The sequence below is a fragment of the Legionella clemsonensis genome (assembly GCF_002240035.1).
GTDB lineage: Bacteria > Pseudomonadota > Gammaproteobacteria > Legionellales > Legionellaceae > Tatlockia > Tatlockia clemsonensis.
This window is the reverse complement of record NZ_CP016397.1, coordinates 627,963-653,368: the sequence shown is the minus strand read 5'-3', so window position 1 is coordinate 653,368 and position 25,406 is coordinate 627,963. Positions and strand designations below refer to the sequence as shown.

Sequence of the window (25,406 nt, the reverse complement as noted above, 5' to 3'; positions counted from 1 at the left end):
TATATAAGTATTTTGCGACAGAGAGAAATTCGTATTATGCTAGGTTATTTTTTAAGATGATAGTAAATTATGATTAAGGCAAATCCTTCGGCCAAATTAATTTTTAATGAGGAAAAAAATACCTATCAATGCGAAGGATCCTGGTCCGTTCTTCATTTGGATGGATTGTTAAAACGCTTTCATGAAGAAGCACTCCCGGAAGCCACCCAACTCACCTTCAATGGAGAGAAACTTATCCACTTTGATAGTGCCGGTGCCCTCGCCCTTTTGCACTGCATTAATACCTTGAAAACCAGAGACAACAAAATTGAACTGATTAATTTTCATGAAGAACATCAAGCCTTGTTTAATCTTCTTGAAAAGAAGAAGGATACTCTGGATTACAAACCACCACCGCCACCTAAAAAAAATTTTTTTGCGCGTGTCGGTGAGGAAACTATCCACAAACTAAAACAACTTGATGGTTTTATTATCCTAATCGGCGATTTGAGTTCAAAAATGTTTGAAGCGTTTGGTTACTGGCGACGTTTTCAATTACCCAGTATTGTTTCAAATATTCATTCCGCCGGTATACAGGCTTTACCTATCGTCGGGCTACTGGCCTTTCTGATTGGTATTGTTTTGGCTTATCAGATGGGATTGCAACTACAAACTTATGGCGCCAATTTTTTTATTGCCTATTTATCCGGTCTTGCTATTTTTCGGGAATTTGGTCCTCTCATTACTGCCATTATTGTTGCCGGACGCACAAGCTCCGCTTTTACTGCCCAAATCGGTAGCATGAAAATTAATGAGGAAGTCGATGCGCTTAAAACCATGGGATTATCACCAACAGAACTTCTGGTTATGCCCAAAGTAATTGCCTTGTTGTTTATCTTTCCTCTACTTATTTTTTGGGCTGATGTGTTTAGTATCCTGGGCGCTTTATATATGTCAAAATGGATGCTTAATGTGAGCTATTCTGATTTCATGCTGCGTTTGAAGGACAGTGTTGGACTTGATCAATTAATGCTAGGCTTATATAAAGCACCAGCCTTTGCCTTATTGATTTCATTAGTAGGCTGTTTTCAAGGATTTCGGGTGGAGGCGGATACAATAGGTAGCCAAACCACCAAAAGTGTAGTGCAAGCTTTGTTTTTGATTATCATCGCTGATGCAATCTATTCCATTATCTATAGCTGGTTAAATTTATAGTCATGAGCGAACCAATCATTGAAATTACAGGATTAAAAAACTATCTGGGCGGCCAATGGGTACATTCTGATGTAAATCTTACTGTCGAAAAAGGAGAAATTTTAGCAATTATCGGTGGCAGCGGTAGTGGTAAAACTACTATCTTGCGCAGTCTTCTCATGCTATTAAAACCTACAGATGGTTGTTTGAAAATTTTTGGTCAGGATATCTCAAAGCTTGATAGTCATCAGGCGAATGTGCTAAGAAGACGCTGGGGGATGTTATTTCAACATAGTGCTCTTTTTTCAGCAATGACCGTGTTGGAAAATATCACTTTTCCTATGCGAGAATTTACCACGCTTGATAAAAATTTTATGGAAGAACTTGCCATGTTAAAAATTTCTTTAGTTGGGTTACCTAAAGAAGCCGCCGGCAAATTTCCATCTGAATTAAGTGGGGGTATGCAACGACGTGCTGCGGCAGCCCGGGCTCTTGCTATGGATCCTGAATTACTATTCCTGGACGAACCTACAACAGGACTTGATCCACGCAGCGCGAGACAATTTGATGAGCTTATTCTTTTTTTAAGAGATACATTAAACTTGACGATTGTTATGATTAGCCATGATATTGAATCATTAAAACGAACCACCGATCGAATTGCCTTTCTCGGTGAAGGTAAAGTACTCGATATTGGGCCACTTGATAATCTAATAAAAAATAAACATCCTTTAATTGCTGAATACTTCAGTAAACTTTAAACTGAAGCAATACAAACTTGGGAGTGTGTTTTTTGGAAGCAAAAACCAATTATACGGTTGTAGGTATTATCGTTCTGATTTTAATAGCCGGACTGCTTGCAGCAGGTCTATGGCTATCTGTTGGTTTTGAACAAAAAAAATATCACACTTATGAAGTATTTATGCACGAAGCAGTGTCAGGGTTAACCAATGAAGCTGTCGTTAAATTTAATGGTGTTCAAGTAGGTTTTGTTAAAAGCATTGAACTTAGTCAGCAAGATCCACAGCAAGTCAGACTTTTACTCAGTATTGAAGAAGGAACCCCCATTACCACCAGCACCAGTGCCACTTTAATTTCACAAGGAATCACAGGCACAACTTATGTAGGACTTTCCGCCAGCTCATCTGATTTAACCCCATTAAGAAAAGCCCCTAACCATCGCTACCCTATTATTCCTTCGAAACCTTCGCTATTTCACCAACTCGACAGTGTTCTTAAAGAAGTGTCTGAAAATGTAAATAAGGTGAGTGTTGAAGTCAGTAGAATATTTGATAAAGAAAACGCGCAATACATTAAAAAAACACTTGCCAATTTTAAGACCGTAACAGATGTTATTGCCAAGGATAGTGAGCATATTCACCAAAGCTTACAAAGTGCAGATATATTTTTAAATAATGCTGCGAAAGTGAGCAAAGAATTTCCTGCTGTCGTTGCCGACTTAAAAACTGGGGTACGCAAATTTAACACCATGGCTAATTCAGTAAGTCACGCCGGTGATGAAATAGCAAGCACCATGAAAGCGGGAAAACTAGCTATTAATAAAATTTCGCAACAAGCAGTGCCTCCAGCAGTGGTTTTATTACGTCGACTGGATGTGATCGCTGCCAATCTTGAAAAGATCAGTGCGCAAATGCGACAGAATCCTTCTGTTCTAATTCGGGGTACGAAGCCCCCAAAGCCTGGGCCAGGAGAGTAAATTGTGAGAAAATATAGTGTAATAATATTAATTCTTGTTCTCTTGTCAAGTTGCGCGGTAAAACCTCTGGTAACTAATCAATACAAGCTTGGTGCCTTTAGTAAAAAGCAACTCACCAAAACCCCTTCAAAGCATTCCATTTTTGTAAATATGCCGGATGCAGTGGCAGGTTATCAGGGGGAAGAGATGTTATATACGGTGAAAGCTTATGAATTAACACCGTTTGTTCATAGTGCCTGGGTAGATCAGCCGGCAGAGATGTTACTCCCTTTGATTATACAAAGTTTACAACGCAGTGGTTATTTTCATGTTGTTGCTTCAAGTCCTGGTGCGGAAGTTACTGAATATCGTATCGATACTCAATTGATTGAACTTCATCAAAGCTTTTTAACAAAACCCAGCACTCTTCATTTTGTTGTTAAAACCGTGCTGGTTCGTGTAGAAGATAATCATGTTATTGCCTCACGCATCTTCAGCTATGTTGTTCCATGCCCAGCGGATACTCCTTATGGTGGGGTATTGGCTGCAAATCAGGCTTCCCAATTATTCACTGCAGCACTCACCAAATTTGTAATAAATCATATTAGGAGCGCGGGATAGTGAGCTTTTCATTTAAATGTATTCGAGACGATAGCGAAACAGTGAAAACAATTGTACAATGAGCCGCCATTGTGGCGATTTAACTATTAGTAATTCGAATAAGAAGGAGAATAAAAGGATGAAAGCCAGATCGTTTTTTAAGTTGGGACTTGTTGCCGCCAGCGTGGTGCTGCTCGCATCCTGTTCAAGAACCCCTGGCAGTGCTGATGGTATGGGCGCTGATGGTGGCGCATCTGCTCATGGTCTGGGGCAATTAAGTCGATTTGCAGGTCAAGAGCCGGGTGAATCTTATACTACACAGGCACCCCATAATCAGATTTATTTATTCTCTTATGATGATAGTTCTTTTAATCCTAAATACACAGCTTCTCTTAACGCACAATCAGAATATTTGAAAACCCATCCTGGTGCACGCGTTTTATTAGCTGGCCATACCGACGAGCGTGGTAGTCGCGAATACAATATTGCACTTGGTGAGCGTCGTGCTAATACCGTCGCCGAATTAATGCGTATGGCTGGTGTGGGTAGAAATCAGATTCGTGTTGTAAGTTATGGTAAGGAGCGTCCTGCTAACTTCGGTCATGACGAGGCTTCTCATATGCAAAACCGTCGTGTCGAGCTAACGTATGAGGCTACACGATGATTAAATCCCATCGACTTTTACTTTGCTTATGCTTCTCCTGGATTTTTTCTTTTCAGGTTTTTGCCGAAGCACCTGTAGTTGATGATAGCGAAAATTTTGCGATTTTGGATGATGATCAACAGGCCGCTATAGAGCAGCCTGTTGCCAAAGCTCAATTAAATGATATGGACGATGAGGAAGAGATAGCTCTTGCGCAAGATAATAGCGATAGTAACAATGCCAATGCAGGCTTACTTGATAAATTACATGGATTGCAACAGGAACTTCAGGAACTGCGAGGGCAGCTGGAAATACAGGCTCATGATTTAAAATTATTACAGCAACAACAATTAGCTTTTTATAAAGACCTGGATGCCCGTCTACGCAATACAAATCCTGGCAAATCTGCGCAAGCAGCGCCCGCTATTCCCGACAATAAGCCTACCGAGTTATCCTTAAAACCTGCTGACATTCAAACACCACCTCCGGCAGAAACACAAGCAAGATCTAAAATTCAAGCAGAAAATATAGTCACGGCCCCACTAAATTCTACTTCCCGTGGTAACCCTGCCGATGAACAAATTAGCTACATGGCTGCTTATGACCTGGTGAAGAGTAAGCGTTTTGATGATGCATTAACAGCAATGCAGCGTTTTGTAGTTCAATACCCTCAAGGTGGTTATACAGCAAATGCACAATACTGGTTAGGAGAGCTATATTTAGTTAAGAGCAATTATGCAAAAGCTATTGAGCACTTTGAGATTGTGTTAAAGAAATTTCCTTCTTCCAGTAAGGCTGCAGCCAGTACTCTGAAAATTGGTTATGCATTGGCCGCTTCAGGTAAAATTGAAGATGCAAGAATGCGCCTGCAAGAAGTTTTGCGAAATTATCCAGATACACCTACAGCTCAACTAGCAGCAACAAAACTGGAGACCTTAGGCGTTTCATGAAACACAGCAGTACCCAATTACGTATCACTGAAATTTTCCACTCTTTACAAGGTGAATCGGTTACCGTGGGATTACCCACGGTATTTGTTCGTTTAACAGGCTGTCCGCTGCGTTGTCACTATTGCGATACCACTTATGCCTTCAGTGGTGGCAAAATGGCATCGTTAAGCGCTATTTTAGAGAAAGTAGCTTCTTATCAGTGCAGTCATGTGTGCGTGACGGGAGGAGAGCCATTGGCACAACCTGGTTGTATCCCTCTACTCAAGGAGTTATGTGACGCTGGATACCATGTTTCTTTAGAAACCAGTGGTGCTCGTGATCTTAGTCAGATCGACAAACGCGTTATGATTGTGATGGACTTAAAGACGCCTGATTCAGGCGAGGCAGATAAAAATTTATTTGACAATTTAGCTTTTTTAAAACCTACCGATCAAATTAAATTTGTGCTATGCAGTCACAATGATTATAAATGGGCATGTCAAATAATGGCCGAATATCATTTACCCAAAAAAGTACAAATTTTATTTTCCCCAAGCTGGCATCAATTAAACCCGACAGAACTTGCAAATTGGATCGTAGAAGACAAATTACCTGTCAGATTTCAGTTGCAACTTCATAAAATTTTGTGGAATGATGCCCCAGGCCACTAGAGCACTTGGCTTGAACTTCTGGATATCGCGAACGAGTCGCGGTAGGTAGTAGAAAGTAGAATAAGATTAAAATGCTTGTTAGGTTGAGAGTGCCAGAATAGTTTAAAGTAAAGCAATAAATACTATCACTACGTACTGCAGCTTATCCGCAGTATTCAAGAGAAGGCTATTTTTAATGTTGCACTTATAAATATGATTTGGATATAAGGTTAGAGGAGATAGTAATGATGCAGTGGCTCTCGCAAGCACCCTCCAATATTGCATTAATTAAGTACATGGGTAAAAAAGATGAAGTCAATAATATTCCGGATAATCCCTCTTTATCCTATACCTTGAATCAACTCTTAAGTAGTGTAGTCCTTGAGACTACTCAGGGAAAAAAGGATTTTTGGGAACCACTGGAAATTCCTGGTGCAGGAAGTTTTACGTTATCTCAGCCCGCTCAAACACGTTTTCTAGAACACCTGGCCCGCCTTAAAGCTCACTTCCACTATTCTGGCGCCTTTGTTGTCCGCTCTTCTAACAATTTTCCCCATAGCAGTGGTTTGGCAAGTTCAGCATCAAGTTTTGCTGCGCTTACAAAATGTGCAGTTTTGGCACTTTCTGAATTAACTAACACGCCCTTACCTTCAGTTGAAACACAGGCTCAATTAAGTCGCTTAGGTTCTGGGTCTTCCTGTCGCTCTTTTTTTGCTCCATGGGCACTGTGGCAGGAGGAGAAAGTTTCCTCTGTTCAGATACATTACCAGGAGCTGGAACACCAGGTTATTATTATCAGTCATGATGAAAAAAAGGTATCATCCAAAGAAGCTCACCGTCGGGTAAAAACAAGCACCCATTATCCTACACGCCCTCAGCGTGCCAATGAAAATTTAAAAGTGTTACTCACAGCCTTTGAAGCAAAAGACTGGGAAAGTGCCTATCATATTTGTTGGCGCGAATTTCACGATATGCACCAATTATTCATGACCTGCAAAGAACCTTTCTCTTACATGACCGATAACACCCGTAAAGCGCTGCATAGCCTTCAGGATTTATGGCAACGTGAAGGAGATGGACCTATAGTTACCATGGATGCTGGACCGAATATTCATTTACTTTATCGTCCTGATCAAGCCGAAATGGCGTTGCAATTTAAACGTGACCACCTGGTTGGTAATTACGATGTACTCTGATTTTCAGACAACAACACACGGCAAATGGATTCTTGCGGGAGAACATGCCGTTCTTCGTGGCCATGGTGCACTTGTATTTCCCATTTTCGAAAAAAAATTAACGTTAAGTTATACAAAAACAAACTCCAGACTTAGTGCCGATTACGCGGGACAAAACAGTGCCGACATTCATTTACTCTTCTGGAGTGTTCTAGAGCAAGGTCAACAGTTATTGGGTAAGTCGTTAAATAGTTTAAGTGGTCATTTTCATTTATACAATGATATTCCTATTGGCGTAGGCATGGGGGCCTCAGCGGCACTTTGTGTAGCGATGGCCCGTTGGTTTACAGCACAACAGATGTTGGATCCTCAATCCATTTCTGATTTTGCAAAAAACCTTGAAAATTTATTCCATGGTAAAAGTAGTGGCCTCGATGTTGCAGGTGTAGCAGCGAGCGCTGGTATTTATTTTAAGCAGGGAATAACCACACCTATTCAACAAACATGGAATCCTCATTGGTATCTTTCTTCCAGTGGACAGCTCGGTATTACTGCCCATTGTATTCAGCAAGTACAAACGCTATGGGAGAGTGATATAGCAAAAGCAATGGAAATTGACAATCGGATGAAAGAAAGTGTTAAAAATGCCCAAGCTGCTTTGGAGAAAGATTCCCCTGCTTCCTTAACTAGCTTGGCAGCGGCAATTAAAGAAGCAGCTGACTGCTTTAAAGCCTGGGGACTTGTCAGTGAGAATCTACAACAACATATGCAGAAATTATTGGATGCTGGCGCTTTAGCAGTGAAACCTACAGGCTCAGGAGGAGGAGGCTATGTTTTGAGTTTATGGAAAAATTTACCTCCTGCAATAGAAATTGACTTTATTAAACTCTAACTATGGGACTTTGCCGGTTAATTGCAAATTCAAATGATCACCCGCGTTACGCAAAACTATCACGGGTGATATAGGATTTAATAAGTTATCTGACGAGCGCAACGCACTGTACCTGGTTGGGTCTTAAGGTCTATACCTTGATCATTGCCTCCAGGCGGTGTGTCTGAATAGAGATACCAGGCATGATCTAAATCAGCTTGGGTTGAACTCCAATAGACTTCATTAATAGTAAAATTACCAAAGCCCTTTAATACCAGATTGTCATAAATATTTGGTGTACCCTCAATGCAATTTGCGGTGAGTCCAGGAATACCTGAGCCTAACTCACAAATAGCCGGTAAATACCAGGTTCCTACAGGATTGGCACCACCATTGGTAAATTCATAGCACAAACTGGCAGCATAAGTATTATCTGGAATTCCAGCCGCAGAGAGAGCCGTAGTGATATTGGCAGTATTGGTTTCTCCATCATAAAAATCAGTTGCTGCTGTAGCCGTACAAAAACCACCACCACAAGGATCCCACACTATCCCTCCGACAAAACTATTATCTGAAGGATAAATAACCTTGGCTATTCTGGCGACAGAGTCCACTGCAAACACAAGAAACCCCTGTTGCGTAAACGCTAAATTGGGAGTCTGTACTGTGTTGGTATTGCTTCCATGAATGATGATGGTATTAGCAATATTAGGATTGGTCGCTGTCAGTGTGAAGATACAGTTACTACTTCCAGGGGCAAGACTGCTGCATCCTGAGCTGGCGACACTACTTACGCCACTCCACGTGGATGGCAATCGCAATTGAATCGCATTGGCTGGCCCTGCACTTGCGGTACTATTCGTGACTGTAATTTGTACTGTTGACGTACCATCTGCTTCCAATTGCTGAGAACTTATTGCAGCCGAAATGGTGGCGGTAGTCGTGGTTACCGAAACGAATGCGCTTGAGGTATTTGAACCGTGAATAGCCACTAAAGTATTTGTTTCGCTGTTGGCGCTCGAGAACACTATTGTACAACTTTGCCCTACAGGTAACCTTGCCGGACAATTGTTAGTGAAAGTTAATCCGCTACCCGCTGGAATGTGAGCAGTAATATTATTAGCACTTTGGCGATTAGTATTAACATTGGTAATGGTAACGGTGCCCGAGCTTCCTACAGGAAACGACAGATTGCGAGGCGAAACTCGTATCAAAACAACAGAGTCCACGGCATTTATATGGAGAACATGAGGACTTGCGGGTTGAGAACAAAGAAATTTACTGGGATTATTATCTCCACGGCCAATTGTTTTACAGACAACTGGACCACCGTGAATTCCTGAGGCAGTTAGTTGTGCACCACTAATGCTTAAGGAAAGTAAACAGGATTGGCCTGTCGCCAAAGTAAAAGGTCGAGGACAAATTCCTGTCCCTGTTGTAATTTGTGTAATTCCTGTTACTGGCACAGTTGTTAAGGTACGAGTAACACGGGTATTATTGCTTACTCTGTAAGTTACCACGCCAGTGTCAAATGGACGAAGATTTAGTGAGGTAGCTGTTCTCGGAAGTAAAGTAAATTTTGGCATTGGTGTTGCCATACTTAAAGAAATAGTGCTCAGTAACAGCAAAACCGAGACGCTTAACCGTCTTAATAATTTCCAATTCAAATTTCTCTCCTTTCAATAAAATAAAGGACTTAGTTTATGAGAGAAATTCTTTTAAATCAAAAGCCTGATTAATTTTTACTTCCTGATGCAGAATATAGCGATGTCTTCATATTAAGTGAATTAGTTCAATTTAACATCAGACTAATTCGAACGAGTGTATAATTTACCCAGATTACCACGAAGAAACGCTTCCATTCATCCCTGTTATTGATAATGATAAGTATTCCAAAATATGCTCCATGAGTTTGATTGTTAAATTTATTGTAAACTCCTCTTCTGGGGAGTAGGTATTGCTTCCTCAGTTTCCTTTGTGTCGGATTGAGGACTTGAAAAGAAACGAGGAGAAGCAGTTGAAGAATAATTTCCTACAGTGGCAGAATGATTTTTTTCAGCATCTAAACTCATCAAGTAAGTAACGATCTCTTGGTGTTTGTTCTCCTGAGCAAGATCCAGCATAGTATTGCCTAACTCATCTATTTCTTTAGTATCTACCCCTCTTGCAATTAAATATTTTACTACCTCTAATTGACCATTTTTGGCTGCATAATGTTGCGGTAGCATAAAATCATCATCAAAACATGCTACTCTTAGGTCAGCTTCTTGCTCCTCCACTAGATATTTAATTATCGCTAGTTGACCCAATTCTGCAGCAGTATGTAATGCCTTTTTTTGATGATTTCTATCTATATTTTCGTCATACAAATGTTTAACGATATTTAATTGGCCAGCTGATATGGCGTGTTGAATTAACCTGTATTTTTGTTCTGGGCGAAGCTCTGATGAATTTGCACCGTTCATAATTAAATAACCTATGTTTTCCAAGCTATCTTTTCTAAGAGCACTTAAAAAAAAGGGTTGTAGAAATTCTTTTAATTCAGGACGTTTAGTTAAAAGATCTTTTATGGACAAGCGACTTATCATCGTGTCCAATGCATATGGGTTCTTGCGGAGTATGATATCGAGAGGCGTTTGTCCAGCATTATTTTTCGTGGTAATAAGCTCTGGCAATATTTCGTGAGGTATTTTTTTGACTAGTAAACCTAATTCATGCACATAATTCAATTCAGCTAGTAAGTGTAATAAGGTTGATCCCTCGTCATTTTTTTCTCTGTAATATTCTGGTGACGTATCATTTTCTTGGTGATATAAATCCCCATTTTTCAACCATTTAAATTTGAAAAGCATTTTAGTCTGGTTGAATGACTCTTTCGACAAGGATCTTGCAATAAAGTCGCTTCTTTCTTGAGGAAGACCGAGCTGATAAAGATGTATCATAAAGCCCATAATATCTCTGGTTCTGGTTCTGATATATTCATCTGCCTCTATGAAGTCAACCTCTAGGCCTTCCAGAGAATCAGGAGCGCTTCTCGCTAATAAATGAATAGCTTTAATTATTTGTTCGGCATTCAATTTTCCTGTTTTTATTATATTGTTGATGCTGTTAACTGTTTTTTCATCAATTATTCTGTCTTCTGGGATAATCTCTCTAAAATTAATTTGATTGACATCAGCATTGTGGTTAATAAGGTAATCAACAATGGTTGATTGACCTTCAAAAATGGCGATATGAAGCACAGTAAAACCGTCTATTATTGTATTAACGCTGTAACTTAAGTCATTGATAAAATAGTTAACGATATCCAAATGACCTTTCTGGATTGCGAGCCTTAGCGCTTTATTATCAGGCGATGGGTCATGTTCTTCTTGGCTAGTGGTTAATAATTTCACTAAGTCAAGCTGCCCCTTTTTTGCAGCAATTTGTAATGAAGAGGGAAAGAAATATGGATTGTTTGCTTTTGTTTGGCGACTCCCTTGACTAATCAAATGACGTACAATTAAATTATCTTCGAGACGCCCCTGACTGTTTTCAATAGCCATATCTAACAGGGATTGGCTGGTTTCAGTTTCTTTGAAATTAGCAATTTCTTCATTATGTACTAGCCTTTGGATGACATGTACATAACCTTTTTCAATTGCTTCTTTTATTGCTACTCGATCGCGACTTAATCGTTTAAGATCGGCTTGATTAATGTCAGCTCCTTTTTCCAGCAAAAATATTGCACCAGAATTTACGCTAGAATCAGCCAACAGGATATCAAGTGGTGTTTGATTATTTTTATCGTTTAAGTTAATGTCCGCACCAAGACTGACTAGTTGCATGATAGCTTGCGTATTTCTGCAGCGAGCAGCTGTATGAAGAAGCATCTCGCCATCCACCGACAAGCCATCACTCATCATGCGATTAACCAGGTATTCAAAAACATTAGGATTATATCCTCCTGCCCTTGTCGCTTCTATATATAAATGAACAGCTGTTTCACCCTTATTATTTTTTTCGGTGATGCGTCCGCCCTTTTCAATAAGACTCTTTATCGTGTTCAAATCGCTTGAACCCGAAGCACAGTAGTATAATAGTGCAGTCATGCCATCGTTATCTTTCAAATTAGGATTAAGCTTTTTTTCTAATAAATATTGAACTATATCGGAATGACCTTTTCTAGCGGCTATATGAAATGCGTAGATACCGTCTGTGGACATTGGATCTGCTCCCATATTAACTAGTCGCCTTACCAAGCCTAAGTTTCCCGTAAAAATCGCACTGTTTAATACAGTTACACCAGCTGCATCTTTCGCGTGAATGTTTGCCCCTCTGTCAAGTAATGTATCGACTACTCCCCATTTTTTTGCTCTTATTGCGCATTGTAAGACAGTTACTCCATTATGATCATCGGCATTAACTTCAGCACCATGATTGAGTAATAATAAGAGAATATTGTTATTTTCCCTTGAGGCAGCTATATGCAAAGCCGTTAATCCTTGATCTTCAGCTATATTTACATCTGCATTTCTTTTAAGCAGCCAATTAACCATATCAATGTCATCATTTTGAGAAGCAAGGTGTAGCATTGTCTCACCAGAAGAAAGAGATATATCTACGGGAATCCCATTTTCAATTAACTCTTGTACTTCTGAAAGATTTAATGTAGGGTAGCTCTTCATGCTTGTACATTTTCTAAATTGCTGTAGCTTTTTTTGATAATCAAGCAATTTTTCATACTCCATATCGCTAGCTGCATATTTTTTCAAACGACTTATGTCATAATTCTCCTCTTTTTTCATATAAAACATGGTATAGATTTCTCTGAGTGTTTCAAAATCCATGACAAGAGGTTCATTCGATGAATGGTTAATAGATAGTAAGGTTTCGGGATTGTCAGTATGATATTCTTCTTGAAGAAATTTCCATCTCTTATCAACGATTACGCGTTGGGTTCTGGAATCTCTATAACCACGATAATCAATAGGCTGAGCCATTTTTAGTGGTGTTAGGGAACCTAACTTATCAGGAGTTTGTCCGCTTTCTCCCACCAAGACACGCTCAATGCCAGATGTTTCTACTAATCTGTTTGCCAGATAAGTAAAAAAATCTATTATTAATGCTTTGTTTTTATTGCCAAAATTAATTTGGCTCTCTACAGAGTCAAATACGATATAGTTCTCTTGGCTTCTCCATGCCATACATTGAGCAATAATTTTTTCTTTACCATTTTCTTTTTTACAAAGCACATAAAATCCAGCATGCGGACTGATTAAACCATAGGTGGTTGGATCTTTTCCGGCATCACCTAAGGACTGACAGCAACTAGTTAACTTCCCTAAAATAGCAGCCCGTGGATCCGATGAGGAAAGTTTTTTAATGTAAAAATCTTGATAAGTTGGATGAATTTCTGAACCTGGGATATTTATATCAGGTATGGCCTCATTGTCATCTTTTATATGATCTTTTAATTGAATGTAATCATTGAAAACAGCTTCAGAAATACCATAGTCTAAAAACAGTGTTGCAGCCTCAGGATCACGATTAGCTTGTGCGAATTGAATCAAAGCCATATATTTTAATAACTCTCCAACGCTAATGTAGGGCGATAATGAAGAAGTGCTTTGATTACTAGAGGTAGCATGCTCATTTTTTTTTGTCTTTTCAGTTCTCTCCGTGCTTTTGTTTTTTTTTCGCTTCTCTTTACGAAACGCACCTGGATCTCGACCCACCTCTTCTTCAATAGATTTTTTTTCTCCAGATCCTGTGGGGTGAGACTTTTCTTTCTTTCACGTAACTTATCTTTATCAGCCTCTGTTAATTCTGCACTATTAATACCCAACTGAGCACGTAGATAGAGATCAAATTGACGATTCACTTCTCGAGCAATATTTTTTTCCAAAGCTTTCCGAGCGATATTTTCATCAATAGGTTGGGTGGTTTTTGCTGGCACTTTTGAGGCTGAAGGAACTGATTTTTCCTTAGAGAGATATTCCTCTATCTCTATTGCCATACTAACTGCTTTCATGATGTTATCAGTAGGCTTGTTAGGCGCATTTTGAGCTACAATTTTTTGCCACAATGGGATGTTCCAAGTGCCTTTGGGGAGGGTGAAAAGACAAGCATCATGTATCAGTTGATTACGTGCGCTTGGAGTATAGATCGATGCAAATCGTTTTAAATAAGCGATGGCTTTCTGGTACTCACCAAACAAAATAGCCAATTTTACCGCATGTAGATTGGCAAAATGCTCTTTCTCTACTGAGGGTAATAGTGGTTGTTCTTTCTCAACAGCCAGTTTGATAAGTGGTAACAGCTCCCAGTAGGTCTTGGAAATATTATCACTACTCTTTATGGTTATTCTTAACGAGAAGTCTTCTGCTTTTAATAATTCGTTAATGCTTGCTGCATCTTGATCAGACTCAGGGGTTTTCCCCCTTTCACATTCACTCAACAATAATTCAATGTAGCTCATGTTGTTCCTTCTGGTCTATGTTTTCAAGTTTAATTATACAGCAAATTGCGCAAATATTGCTGTACTTGATGTTCGGCAAGATGTTGCTGCTCCTAGCTCATTTGGGTGATGAGCCACTTGTTACTTGCAAAAGATTGATCTTGTTCATTGGGATTGCTCGAATTTGCCTTAAAAAATGATGGTGCATAATTTTTACCCACAGATTTTGCATTTTGAAATTCTAGTAATGAAGTAACTTCAACTTTTTTAAAACGTTTTGCTATATCATGCAATTCCGAAAAAATTTCAGGTGGGAGAGGTTCTGCTTTTTTTAACAAAAGTGAAAAAATCTCTGTATCTTCCAAAACTATGGCATAGTGAAGCGCAGTTCCACCATTATATCTTTCCAGTACATTTAAATTAAATTCACAAAGGGCTTTAACAACATCAGTAGCCTTACATTTAACAGCGTGAATTAATGCTGTATCCCCACTATTATCCATTTTATCGAGCTCTGCTCCATCTGCATGGAGTTGTCTTATTGCATCAGAAGCATTATTCCTGCTCGCTAGAATAAGCGAAGTCCATCCATTTGTTGTTATGATTTGATTAGGATTTGCGCCTGCAGCACAAAGCACATGCAAAGCTTGAGGAACATTATTATATGCTGCAAACATTAGTGCAGACCCACCATAGGTATCAGTTTGATTAGGAGTGGAGTAATTTTATCCTGGCTTAAATTTTCTAAGAGCTGAGGTATTAAAGATGTATGACATTTTGCTATAGTCAAAAACCCATCTTGAGAAGTCAATCTTTTAGTATGTTGGATAACCAGCTCATTAAAAGTTTGGAAAGGTTTATTTTTAAGCTTGGTTAAACTGGCAAGTTGTATGCAAACATCTTTACCTAATCTTGCAAAGATTTCTTCAACTAGCTCTTTAGATGTTTCAAAAAATCTATGAGTACCTTTAGAATACTCAGGGTCATAAAAATACCATCGTCCATTTAACCATCCTAACTCGCAGGCGTGAGACATATTAGTTATAATGCAAATACTATTTTTAATTGCTTCAATCGTATTAACGTCTTCGAAAATTCTTATCAAATCCTTTGAGAAGAAGCGTCCAGCTATACGATGACTCTCTTGAATTTGATGTAGTTCGTTATTACTATCAACCAAACCAAATAATTTTCCAGGCATTAATAAATGGTATTGAGATAGAGGAAGGGGTTTATAAATTGTATGATTAAAAACAAGATAATTAATTACTCGTTCAAAAAGCATTTCTAAAGGAACACTTTGCGGTGAATTTGCTTCTGGCAAAATAATCCCTTCAGAAAGAGAGCTTTTTTGACCATTCCATAATAAAATTTGGTCAATAGCAGCATCCCACCATGCCAATTTTCCGGATATTCGCATAGCAGAACGGCAGACTGACAGTCCAAAACAAACGCCCTTAGGTGGTAGAGTTAATTCAGGAGCCAATAGAGATATCGATTCAACTGTGACAATAAAGCGGTTTGATCTCGCCGTGACATAACTTTCTCCCAACATAGGGCTTCAATAATTATAGCAAAAAGTCAAAGTCTTTCTGTGAGGGCTGAGGAGAACTGGTAAGGACAAAGCTTTAGCATTTACTTGTCAGGATTGGCTTGATTGATGGGCACTTGCAGTATGCTGATCATTGCATTTTTATTGTTCTTTTGAATTAGCCCTAGATTTTTCGCATATCAGTAAAATTATAAGCTTTTCATTAACTATGAAGTTCTCCCTTCTTATACATATCTATACATGATTCAATCAATGGTTATATTCTCTCCTTTTAATTCAGAACAATCTTGTTTTTCTTGTCTGTAATTGTATTATATTTAATCAACACTTAATTTTCCCTTAATCTTTTTTCTTTAGAATATAAGCTTTTGGTAAAGGTTTTTTATGAGTCTTACATCACAGCAACAGTATCAGGTTTTGTTTGCTATTCTTGAAGAAGGACATCGTTTAGCTAATAAATTTGGATTGAATGAGGGAGTAAAGCTTCTCACACAATTCAAAGTAACATTAGAGTTAACATTGCCTTCTGAAGAAGCATCATTGAAGAAGTTCATAGAAGAAAAAAAGCCAATTTTATTTAGTAAAATTGCAGAAACTTTTGGTCTTCCACAGGAGTCTGTAAAAAAATTAAAAAAACTTTTTGATCCAAATGAAAAGAAGCTAAAAAAAATAATAAAGAATAGGGATAAAAAAAGTGACCAAGAGGTACTCGCACTGATTAAAGCCTATGCAAAAGGTGAGGCAAAGGATTTTCTTAAAGAAAAATGTGGGGTTAGGCCAAAAGAAATTCTCGAGGCTCGAGCTATATTTCAAGAAAAACTGAACTCGGAATCCTTCATTACTAGTTTAAAACAAACCGCTGAACAACTCCTAAACAATCCTCCTAAAAGTTACAACTTCTATGGTGTTCACCTTAACAGTTTGTATAAATTATTAAAAATAATAAACGGTATTGATGATGAAAGATTAGTTACCCGATTCGCCTCTTTTTTTGAAAAAGATAATGTAAATATTCCTATAATTAAAGCATTTTTTGCTGTGGAAAAAACAGAAGGTTATTGTCGTCATTCGACTCTTTTAGTCTCAATATTAGAATTGTTGGTAAAGCAAAGCCCGTCATGCAAAAAAATCACTACGGATTTTATAGACACACTTCCTAAAACTCCTGTCATTAATACGAAACAAGCACTCTTTGACAAAAGTGGGATTCTTACGCGAAACGCGTTTGAAAGCTTGGCAGAAAATACTTTAAAGATGATAGAGGAGTTTCATTTCATTTTAGGTGCTGCTACACAAGATCTTGCAACTAGGAAAGAGGCAATTACCGCTTTGCATACAACTCCTGATATTTTTCTGAAAGCTGTTTGCTATTTTGGTATTGTTTCACCGCTGCTAAAAGAGATAGAAACTCAATTAGCTAAAGAGTGGGACGAGCAGCTCTGTAAAACATTCCGAGTAGAATTATCCGTTGCCTTTGATATTATCCTTGGTTTAAAGTCTAAAGAGAGTTTGGAAAAAATAAAAGCTACTAGTATTATCTGTCCTGCGCTTTTTGAACTTTGTACCAGTTCTGCAGTAAGAGAGAAGGCAGAAGAATTCTTCCTTATCTTTACTCAATCGTTTAAAAAGACTACTCCTATCAAGAAAGAATTGCCTTCTCGCCATCAGCGACGTCGCTCTCATTCATTGGATTTGGGAGTGGCTACCTCATCAAGTGAGATTGAACGTGGCGATGAGGAGAAACCACCACTCTCAAAGAGAGAAGTTTATACTCGAGAAAGAACAATAAGTTTTTACCGACAACCTCCATTGGATAAACTGCATTCAGGGGCAACCTCATCTACAAAAATAGTCACCAAAAAAGAGCAATCAAATACTTTTGAAAGTTTCTTTAATGATTTATTGACAAGTGATAGGGAAAAAGCTACTCAGTTCATTCTTTCTCTTGTAAGAGCCAAAATTCCAAAGCAGTATGCGTGGGGTGTTAGAGCACTTGATCTAGGGGCTGATAAAAATAATTCAGAAATTGCAAAATTGCTCCTTGAAAAATTATCTCATTCTGAAATGTTATCCTTGCTTAAGCATTTACTGAGTCAGGAGTCACTCTCTACATGGTGTCGTGGAAACAGATTATTATACCAGTTAATTCAACAATTTTTTGAGCAGAAGGAAGGAAAGGATTTTCGTGATTTAGTTTGGAAAGAGCTTTTCTCTCTTAATCCTTTCATTACAAAAATTAAGGTTATGCAGCGGGCATCTATTCAGGGAAAACCTGACAACTTTGATGCGGGACAAACTGATATTCAAGCGTTGCAATCGCAATTTAAAGAAGTTCTAAAGAATATAATAGCTTTGCTACTCACTGAAAAATTTCCTCCACTCATGAAAGAATTTCTAAAGTTAGCTTATATTGATTTAGCCTCTAAAAGCACGGACGCAAATGAAGTAAGACGTAGTTTTATGGCATTCATTTTATTAAGATTTGTTAATGCAAGCATTATACATAGGGCAATGCTTATCCCCGAACAATATCAAAAAATGTGGTATCAAAATATTCTCCCTGGCGCAATCCAGTCTCTATGCAGTTCAGTTACAAGTATGAGAGAAGGTGAATCAGGTAAAAGAGATTTACAAATAGAAGTTTTTGATCCCATAACCAAAGATCTTGATTATAGAAAGGAATTATATAATTTGATATTCGAGGATCTCGAGCAGAATCTTCCTGAAAAGCAAGAGCTTCCCATTGAACCTATACCTGAGGTTAGTCTGACTGAATTAAATGAAATGCTTAAAAATCCAGAATTTTCAGGTCTACACTTCAAAAAGACAGGACTTGTAGTATCACCTCGTCGAGAAGAGCCCAAGGTCAACGTTCAGACATTGTTTGGATCATCTAAAGAAAATAGGGATGAAAACTCAGCTGAGCCTGCTAAGAGTGTTCTGAAATAATCGCAGCAAGGCCTTTATTAGGTAGATTGACGGATAAGCCTCAGATGCAAACTTACTTTGTCTCCGTCAATCACTATTTAATCAGCCATTTGTCAATCAAGCAGATTTGGGCTGCGGCTAACTTGTAGCCTCGGTCATTCTAAGAAGAGATATTAGGTAAAAAGAATCTTTTTTAAATTTGCTCCTGCTTGAAATGCCTTTTCAATAGTCCCCCTATTTCGACAGCCCGTATTTTCCTCTGATTGTAGATGCATATTTAGACTCTAACTAAATCCAAGGAAACTAAGCTAGCAATTGCAAATAGTCCAAAAATAGCTTTGTTGGTAAATGTGGTCCTACTCCAAAAATGTTCATCCAGATGACAATGACTCCTTTGCTGGGAGGGTGATACATTACTAAACTAGAATAGCCGAAAAACTCTCCAGTATGCCCTATCCAGCCTGAAAGCTCGCCAATACCAAAACCATAGCGATCATATTCGGGACATGTTACTAATGGTCTACCCGGTACTGTGTCAGCACAAGGTTGAAACACGATGGGTTGCAAACTGGCAAGTCGTTGTGCTTGCATAGTAGGCGTTAACGAACGCCCCTGGCCTAGCGCTATTGCCCAGGTCTTTAAATCCTCAAGTCGAGAAATCATGGCCCCGGAAGCAGCGGCTATAGAGGGATTAGCGTTCGTTAAATCTTCTAATGGTGAAAACCCGTAACCACGAGCAAATGGGGTTGGTATAGCCATGGTTAGGGGGTACAGGGTATTTTTTAACCCTAAGGGCTTAAGTAATCGACGTTCAATTTCCTGACCTATCGAATGCTGACTTAACTGCTGAATAATGAGACCTAGAATGAGTGTATTAGTATTCGAGTAATGCCAATTGGTCCCTGCAGGAAAATAAGGCAGATTGCGATTAGCGATGTTAATAAGTTGTGCCGGAAGCCAACTGCGAGTCAAATCCTGAAGTAACTCCGCAGCAAAAGCTGTATCTTCTGTGTAGTTAAAAATACCGCTACGCATATTGGCTAAATCAGCTATCGTTGCATTACTATTTTGTAAACCTGGCATAAACTGGCTAAGTAAAGTGAGTAATGAAAGTCGCCCTTCACTAATCAATTGCAAAATAACTGTTACAGTAAACGATTTTGTTACACTTCCAATGCGCAGATGATCTAAACGGGACACAGGTCTTAAATTGCTAAGATCAGCAAACCCATCCTCAATAATCAGCTCACCTCGACCAGGTAACCATATACCTGCGACGACAGCTGGAATACCAAATTGTTGCCGATACTGAGAAGTCAATCGACGTAATGCTAAAGTGAGAGAATTCGGTAAGCAACGACCTGACGTGCAGGATTGAATCGCCACATGCAAACTGTCTTGATAAGAAGGCTGAGAACATAAAAAGGGATCTGGTTGTGAGTCATTCCCACGTGTTTTACATATTACTGGACCCTGACTAACTCCTGGTCCCATTTGACTGGCATGTAGTCTTAAATTAAGACGGCAACTCTGACCAGGAGCCAATGTAAATGGTAATGTGCAAGCATCTACCTGTCCAGGATTAAATACCGTAACCCCAGGAATAGGTCGCATCGTTAACTGTCGAGTTTTGGTAGTCTGATTAGTTACTAAATATTGAATGGAAACAATACTGTTTGCCATAATCGGTGTAGGCAATGAATTTTGCGCAACAATCGCAAATTTAACTTTGGCAGCAATTAATGTTGAACAAGCTAGCCAAAGCACTAAAAAAAATCCAATTTTGTTATATTTGGCTGTCAAGATAATTCCTCGTCTTATTACCATGACGATAGTGGCTTTTGTAAAATAGATAAGTATCGTTTGAGCGACATTCCCTACTATATCGCTAAAATTACTCAAGATCAGTAAGCGCCACAACTGTCAGCGGGTAGCCCTAACATTGTTATTACCTGCAGTATACGTTTTAAAGGAAACTGAATCTAGAAGGAAATATTAATTTGTAAACGAGTATTGATTCAGCCAAGGCAAAATGTGCTATGGGCGGACCTCGATGCAAAACATTGAGTGATGGTAAACCAAATCTGGAAGAAAAAATTTATAGACTAAATTTGACCTGACAGACACTCTAAAACCGGCACTGTCAGATCAAGTTTGAACTACTACGGCTTAACCGTCTTAATAATTTCCAATTCAAATTTCTCTCCTTTCAATAAAATAAAGGACTTAGTTTATGAGAGAAATTCTTTTAAATCAAAAGCTAGATTAATTTTTACTTCCTGATTCAGAATATATAGCGTGTCTTCATTATTGATAGCCTAGACTTTTTTATCCTGCCTGCCTGACCCTGCTCTCTTGATGATTTATGTTATCATGGTCATGTACCATTGGAATAGCAGTAATGTCCAACGAACTCACTGCCTGATTTAATCTATCCTCAGAAAACAAATCTTTCTCCTGATCACAGGGAATAAATTTATTTCCATAAGCTTCTTTTAAATCAACGTCTTCCTCGTCAAGGATAATATAATCTTTCACATTCAGCTTAGTTCCGTTTGCATCTAGCCAATGTTTGATTTCAAGGGCGCGCTTACCTCGTATGTCTGCAAATGGATCAGGTTTTGCTTGGTCTTCCCATCGTTTAGCCATCGTTTTACCAATGAGATGCTTACTAAAAGTATGCTGTTCGAATAGCTTGCGTAAAAATTCGATGTCACCCTTTGTTCTCCATGAAGAAGAGAGAATGATGCCAGCTTCGTAGCCATTATCTTCTATTCTTTTTATCAGAATATCCAAATTAGCAAGAGCATGCTTGTCAAATAAACCAGCTGTCGCTTCATCACAATCTACAGTAGAATAAGGTTTAGGCGGAACTATTTCTTTCATTTTATATCGTTCCTCTACACGCTCGTTCACACTATCATCAAAATTATTACGGAAAAGCACGCCATCAATACCAAGAAAAATAACTACCCTTTGCTTGGTTGTGCCGTGCAAACTAGCTCTCTGCCGAGCGAGCTCTGCTACAAAACCTGATTCAGCTATAGGTTTTTTTAATGCTTCACTGGCATGTGTTGCGATAAATTCTGCAATAACATTTTGAGCGGCTATATATTTACTCTCAAATTTACGCTCAGCTGCTATTGAACTAAAGTGATATATTTTCTTATCATGGGTCATGGCTTTCGCTGAAAGCTGTGAAGGTGTTAATCCATTTTCCTCGAGCATGGTATAATCAGCTCCTCGCTCAAGCAACAATTTTGTAGAAAGTTTGTTTCCGCGAGCTGCTGCACAATGTAAAGGCGTGCGCTTTCTGTTATCCTGACAATTCACAGCCGCTCCATGATGGATTAAATATTCAATCGCAACACTATCTCCTGCACTAGCCGCTTCATGTAATGGCGTTCGACCATAATTATCAACAGCATTAACATTGGCTCCATGTTTTATAAAACGATCCATTACAATATCGGCTGCTTTTTCCAAATGACCTAAATCTTTTTCCTCAATCAACAATGCTAAAGGAGTCTTTCCATCTCGGCCTTCTATTCGTGGATCTGCTCCATTTGCTAATAGAAAATCCAGCATTTTTAACTCTTCTTGAAGATGTTTTTCAGAATCCTTAACCAACTGTTTTGATGTCTTTTCAAGTGCATTACCCATACGCTCTGCGCCATAACCCGCATGCACTAGCTTACTCATCGTATTTCTAATATCACTGAAAGATGGCAATCCATACACAGCCTCATTTAACAGCGTACTGCCATATTTATTTTTTACATTAAAATCTGCACCATATTCTTGTAACAAAGTTAACAATGCTATACCGTCTTTTTTACGCAAGGCGCTGAACATCATATCAACATACCAAGGAAGCCTACGCAGTTCTTTAGATTTCAATGTTGAGTGACTCTTTCTGGGAGTTTCTTTTTTTGTCACCGGGAGCAGCATGGCAACGACTTGAGTATTACCTGCATCCACTGCAAGTGCCAAAGGCGAATCTCGTTTATATTGATTCGGATCAGCTTTGTTTTCTAATAGTATTTTCACTATTTCAGTATGCTCGTCTGATATACCCCACTCACTACTAGAATATTTTGCCGCAATACTTAAAGGGGTGTAACCGCTTTTATTTTGCAGGTCAACATCTGCACCCTTTCGAATAAGTTCCTGTACACGCCTTACATCACCCTCTTTTACAGCCTTATGTAAAAGAGTATTTCCATCGTCATCCTGTTGATTGATATCCTGTTGATCTTGAAGAAAATCAACGATTGCAGCATGATTTTTTTGCCTTGCAGCCTCGATTGCCTTAATAATAGCCGTTTTGCCTTTATCGAGATCCTGATATTGTGAAATAATAAGTGCTTCAATAACCTCAAAATTATTATTGTTAGTAATAATAGCCGGAAAGTAATGCCATTCATCGGAAGCTAATTTAATCATTTCAGTGATATTTTTTCTTAACTCCCCTCTATCAGCCAAATCATTATACTCAATCCATTTGAGGGACCTATTATGGCTAAGAACTGCCACAAAATGTTGATTCTTTGTTTCTGCATCCAAAACAACAGGCGCAATAGTATTATTAAATTCGTCCGTGCCAAACTCTTTAATCATACGCATGATTGAAGTTAATCGTTTACTACCGGGTAAAATCATTTGACATCTATCATTTTCAAACGGAATTGAAGTTTGATGTAATCGACCTTCTACTATAGATAGAGATTTTACACTTGGGTTTTCTAATATAAATTCTTGCGCCTCTGAAATTAATCGTTTTGTCTTATTGGCTGTATGTTCAACATGCGCTTCAACTAAAATTTTCACGATCTCCATATGACCATTTTGGGCCGCTGAGATGAGTGGTGCTCCCTCTTCCAAATTTGGATCTTCGCCTGCCTGAAGTCTAGTCTTTACCGCCTCTACATCACCCATTGCTGCAGCTCGAGCCAAGGGAATTAAATTGACAATACCATTTTTACTCACCAATGTGCCTCTTTTATCCAATGCGGCATATAATCGACTACTTAAATTATTTTTTCTTTCCTCATCATCAAGTGCCATCAGATTAAGAGACGTGATAATTGCATCTTTAGCACCAGATTTTGCTTCTTTTTCCAAAACCTCTCGGGTTACCGGCTGACCAGCGACAGAAACACCAATAAAATTCATGCCCGAAACATCTAAGTCCCCCAAAAATAACAAACCACCATATTCTCTCGAAAAGCGTCTGCTCTTTGCTTCAAAATCACAGCCAATTGCATAATCCATGCATGTTTTTACAATGCGTGTGTAGGAATTTTTTAATTCGTCCGCTTTTTGTTGCAGCTTTCTTTTTTTGTTATCAAACTCTTCTAAATAGATTAATAAATAGTGAAGATCACGTTCAAGATGATCTGTATCATTGACAATGATGTTAAATTGCTCGGATAAATTCTTTATAAGTAGTCGTAAAAAATTAGCTTTTTCACTCTCATTATTCCTTAATTTATCAACATCCTTTAACAATTCATTTAATTCAGCAAAGAATGCTTTAGCTTTTGGTGTTAACGAATAATCAACATTAAATTTTGAGCTGTTTTGAGAGAAAATAGTAAAAGCATATTCGAGCTTGCTTATCCTATTTCTATCACTGTAATTACCCTCTATAACAGATAGGTATTTCTTATATCCATGAACATAGAGTTTTTCATAAGCAAGGTTTAGGGTAGAGGGCACTTTAGCACCATGTCTAATCAATGATTCAAAAATAGGAATATTCCCATTCTCGGCAGCTCTGGCAAGAAACGTGGTACCACCATGCACCTCCCCCAATATCCCACCACCGCATAAGCCATTAGCATCTGCACCACAATCAAGTAAATAATCAACTATCTCTGCATGCCCTTCTTTTACTGCAGTCCTCAATCCATAATTATCGTTCCATCTTTCTCTATCATCTCGTGGGGTTAAATAGATTTTTGCACCATATTCAACCAATAACTTGACCATACTTAATCTGCCTGATTTTGCGGCAAAATGAATTAACGATGCCAAACTACCCTTACCAACTACATATGCCTTATCATCTGGTGACAAACCAGCATCAAAAAGAAGCCTCACAATATCTTCATGGCCTGCCAAAATAGCATCGCGAGCCGCACCTTCTATAAGGTGATCATCTGTATGGTAATCCCAGAAACCATGATCGCTAAACCTCTTCTGTTGTTGTGTGAGAAATTCTCTAAGTTCTTGCATCTTATTACTTTTTGCTAGATCATATATTTGTAATGCAACTTCTTTTTGCATAAATCTTACTCTCTTTGGGGAGCCAGGATTTGGCCTCTCATGGATATTTGTGCTTATATTTCGGACACTGTAATATATTTTTCAACTGAGTCGCAAGTCTTACAATTTATTGATCATTAAATAAATTTACTTTTTCTAAATTTTAAACACAAAGACTTCATCATCCTGAGTATCCCAACCACATTGTGGCAAACATCAAAAGAGACGACAGTCATCCCTGAGCAAAGTGAGGGATCCTTTATTAGGAGATGTCTCACTACGTTCGACATGACGTACGTCTTTGGGAGCAAAGCGAAGGACCTCTTCGATATGGAATCGGGTTCTACTTGCAATCCTTCATGCGGCTTTGCCGCATTCTGGATGACGAGATGTAAAATACCAAAAGATTCCAACACACGTCATCCTGAAAGCGACATCGTCGCTTGAAGGACCTCTTCGTTCAAAGAGCGGGGATTTTAT

Annotated in this window: 17 protein-coding genes; 10 read left to right on the top strand and 7 right to left on the bottom strand. The window is 38.6% G+C overall.

Annotated elements, in window-relative coordinates:
* Positions 1 to 69 precede the first annotated feature (69 nt).
* The 9 genes from clem_RS02820 (at position 70) to clem_RS02780 (ending at position 7,758) form a co-directional block, all read left to right on the top strand.
* Complete coding sequence (locus clem_RS02820) at positions 70 to 1,194, top strand: ABC transporter permease (RefSeq protein WP_094090227.1); 1,125 nt, start codon at positions 70 to 72, stop codon at positions 1,192 to 1,194.
* Between the two features lie 2 nt (positions 1,195 to 1,196).
* The gene (locus tag clem_RS02815; protein WP_094090226.1) at positions 1,197 to 1,934 is read left to right on the top strand and encodes an ABC transporter ATP-binding protein; all 738 of its coding nucleotides are present in this window, start codon (positions 1,197 to 1,199) and stop codon (positions 1,932 to 1,934) included.
* A gap of 32 nt (positions 1,935 to 1,966) precedes the next feature.
* Positions 1,967 to 2,890 (top strand): MlaD family protein, encoded by a 924-nt coding sequence (locus clem_RS02810; protein WP_094090225.1) that lies wholly within the window; start codon positions 1,967 to 1,969, stop codon positions 2,888 to 2,890.
* Between the two features lie 3 nt (positions 2,891 to 2,893).
* The gene (locus tag clem_RS02805; RefSeq protein WP_094090224.1) at positions 2,894 to 3,490 is read left to right on the top strand and encodes an ABC-type transport auxiliary lipoprotein family protein; all 597 of its coding nucleotides are present in this window, start codon (positions 2,894 to 2,896) and stop codon (positions 3,488 to 3,490) included.
* Positions 3,491 to 3,608: 118 nt separating this feature from the next.
* Positions 3,609 to 4,133, top strand: a complete 525-nt coding sequence (gene pal, locus clem_RS02800) for a peptidoglycan-associated lipoprotein Pal (protein ID WP_094090223.1) — start codon at positions 3,609 to 3,611, stop codon at positions 4,131 to 4,133.
* Complete coding sequence (gene ybgF, locus clem_RS02795) at positions 4,130 to 5,062, top strand: tol-pal system protein YbgF (RefSeq protein WP_094090222.1); 933 nt, start codon at positions 4,130 to 4,132, stop codon at positions 5,060 to 5,062. The genes pal and ybgF overlap by 4 nt, the downstream gene beginning before the upstream one ends.
* Positions 5,059 to 5,712, top strand: coding sequence for a 7-carboxy-7-deazaguanine synthase QueE (queE, locus tag clem_RS02790; protein ID WP_094090221.1), 654 nt, complete (start codon positions 5,059 to 5,061; stop codon positions 5,710 to 5,712). Before ybgF ends, queE begins: the two co-directional genes overlap by 4 nt.
* 227 nt (positions 5,713 to 5,939) lie before the next feature.
* Positions 5,940 to 6,887 carry a diphosphomevalonate/mevalonate 3,5-bisphosphate decarboxylase family protein gene (locus tag clem_RS02785; protein WP_094092252.1) on the top strand — a complete coding sequence of 316 codons (948 nt, stop codon included), beginning with the start codon at positions 5,940 to 5,942 and terminating at the stop codon, positions 6,885 to 6,887.
* Complete coding sequence (locus tag clem_RS02780; RefSeq protein WP_094090220.1) at positions 6,877 to 7,758, top strand: mevalonate kinase family protein; 882 nt, start codon at positions 6,877 to 6,879, stop codon at positions 7,756 to 7,758. The genes clem_RS02785 and clem_RS02780 overlap by 11 nt, the downstream gene beginning before the upstream one ends.
* 77 nt (positions 7,759 to 7,835) lie before the next feature.
* Here the strand turns inward: clem_RS02780 and clem_RS02775 are convergent, their stop codons facing one another.
* From clem_RS02775 to clem_RS02755, 5 genes are all read right to left on the bottom strand, one after another.
* Complete coding sequence (locus clem_RS02775) at positions 7,836 to 9,404, bottom strand: hypothetical protein (RefSeq protein ID WP_094090219.1); 1,569 nt, start codon at positions 9,402 to 9,404, stop codon at positions 7,836 to 7,838.
* A gap of 258 nt (positions 9,405 to 9,662) precedes the next feature.
* Positions 9,663 to 13,295: an ankyrin repeat domain-containing protein gene (locus clem_RS02770; RefSeq protein ID WP_094090218.1), complete on the bottom strand. Its 3,633-nt coding sequence runs from the start codon at positions 13,293 to 13,295 to the stop codon at positions 9,663 to 9,665.
* A gap of 5 nt (positions 13,296 to 13,300) precedes the next feature.
* A complete protein-coding gene (locus clem_RS02765; protein WP_094090217.1) occupies positions 13,301 to 14,197 on the bottom strand; it encodes a hypothetical protein in 897 nt (298 codons plus the stop codon).
* A 92-nt stretch (positions 14,198 to 14,289) separates the two neighbouring features.
* A complete protein-coding gene (locus clem_RS02760) occupies positions 14,290 to 14,853 on the bottom strand; it encodes an ankyrin repeat domain-containing protein (RefSeq protein WP_094090216.1) in 564 nt (187 codons plus the stop codon).
* Positions 14,853 to 15,731: a hypothetical protein gene (locus clem_RS02755; RefSeq protein WP_094090215.1), complete on the bottom strand. Its 879-nt coding sequence runs from the start codon at positions 15,729 to 15,731 to the stop codon at positions 14,853 to 14,855. The genes clem_RS02760 and clem_RS02755 overlap by 1 nt, the downstream gene beginning before the upstream one ends.
* Positions 15,732 to 16,112: 381 nt before the next feature.
* Here clem_RS02755 and clem_RS02750 point away from each other — a divergent pair, with 381 nt between their 5' ends.
* Positions 16,113 to 18,677, top strand: a complete 2,565-nt coding sequence (locus clem_RS02750; RefSeq protein ID WP_094090214.1) for a hypothetical protein — start codon at positions 16,113 to 16,115, stop codon at positions 18,675 to 18,677.
* A 282-nt stretch (positions 18,678 to 18,959) separates the two neighbouring features.
* Here clem_RS02750 and clem_RS02745 read toward each other — a convergent pair whose 3' ends face one another.
* Positions 18,960 to 20,558 (bottom strand): serine hydrolase, encoded by a 1,599-nt coding sequence (locus clem_RS02745; protein WP_157698157.1) that lies wholly within the window; start codon positions 20,556 to 20,558, stop codon positions 18,960 to 18,962.
* A gap of 426 nt (positions 20,559 to 20,984) precedes the next feature.
* A complete protein-coding gene (locus clem_RS02740) occupies positions 20,985 to 24,947 on the bottom strand; it encodes an ankyrin repeat domain-containing protein (RefSeq protein WP_094090212.1) in 3,963 nt (1,320 codons plus the stop codon).
* Between the last annotated feature and the right edge of the window lie 459 nt (positions 24,948 to 25,406).

What these genes read in the sequence shown, in the direction of transcription:
- clem_RS02820 (WP_094090227.1), top strand. Translation starts at nt 70, where the DNA reads ATGATTAAGGCAAATCCTTCGGCCAAATTAATTTTTAATGAGGAAAAA.
- clem_RS02815 (WP_094090226.1), top strand. Translation starts at nt 1,197, where the DNA reads ATGAGCGAACCAATCATTGAAATTACAGGATTAAAAAACTATCTGGGC.
- pal (WP_094090223.1), top strand. Translation starts at nt 3,609, where the DNA reads ATGAAAGCCAGATCGTTTTTTAAGTTGGGACTTGTTGCCGCCAGCGTG.
- ybgF (WP_094090222.1), top strand. Translation starts at nt 4,130, where the DNA reads ATGATTAAATCCCATCGACTTTTACTTTGCTTATGCTTCTCCTGGATT.
- queE (WP_094090221.1), top strand. Translation starts at nt 5,059, where the DNA reads ATGAAACACAGCAGTACCCAATTACGTATCACTGAAATTTTCCACTCT.
- clem_RS02785 (WP_094092252.1), top strand. Translation starts at nt 5,940, where the DNA reads ATGCAGTGGCTCTCGCAAGCACCCTCCAATATTGCATTAATTAAGTAC.
- clem_RS02780 (WP_094090220.1), top strand. Translation starts at nt 6,877, where the DNA reads ATGTACTCTGATTTTCAGACAACAACACACGGCAAATGGATTCTTGCG.
- clem_RS02770 (WP_094090218.1), bottom strand. Translation starts at nt 13,295, where the DNA reads ATGGCTTTGATTCAATTCGCACAAGCTAATCGTGATCCTGAGGCTGCA.
- clem_RS02765 (WP_094090217.1), bottom strand. Translation starts at nt 14,197, where the DNA reads ATGAGCTACATTGAATTATTGTTGAGTGAATGTGAAAGGGGGAAAACC.
- clem_RS02760 (WP_094090216.1), bottom strand. Translation starts at nt 14,853, where the DNA reads ATGTTTGCAGCATATAATAATGTTCCTCAAGCTTTGCATGTGCTTTGT.
- clem_RS02755 (WP_094090215.1), bottom strand. Translation starts at nt 15,731, where the DNA reads ATGTTGGGAGAAAGTTATGTCACGGCGAGATCAAACCGCTTTATTGTC.
- clem_RS02750 (WP_094090214.1), top strand. Translation starts at nt 16,113, where the DNA reads ATGAGTCTTACATCACAGCAACAGTATCAGGTTTTGTTTGCTATTCTT.
- clem_RS02740 (WP_094090212.1), bottom strand. Translation starts at nt 24,947, where the DNA reads ATGCAAAAAGAAGTTGCATTACAAATATATGATCTAGCAAAAAGTAAT.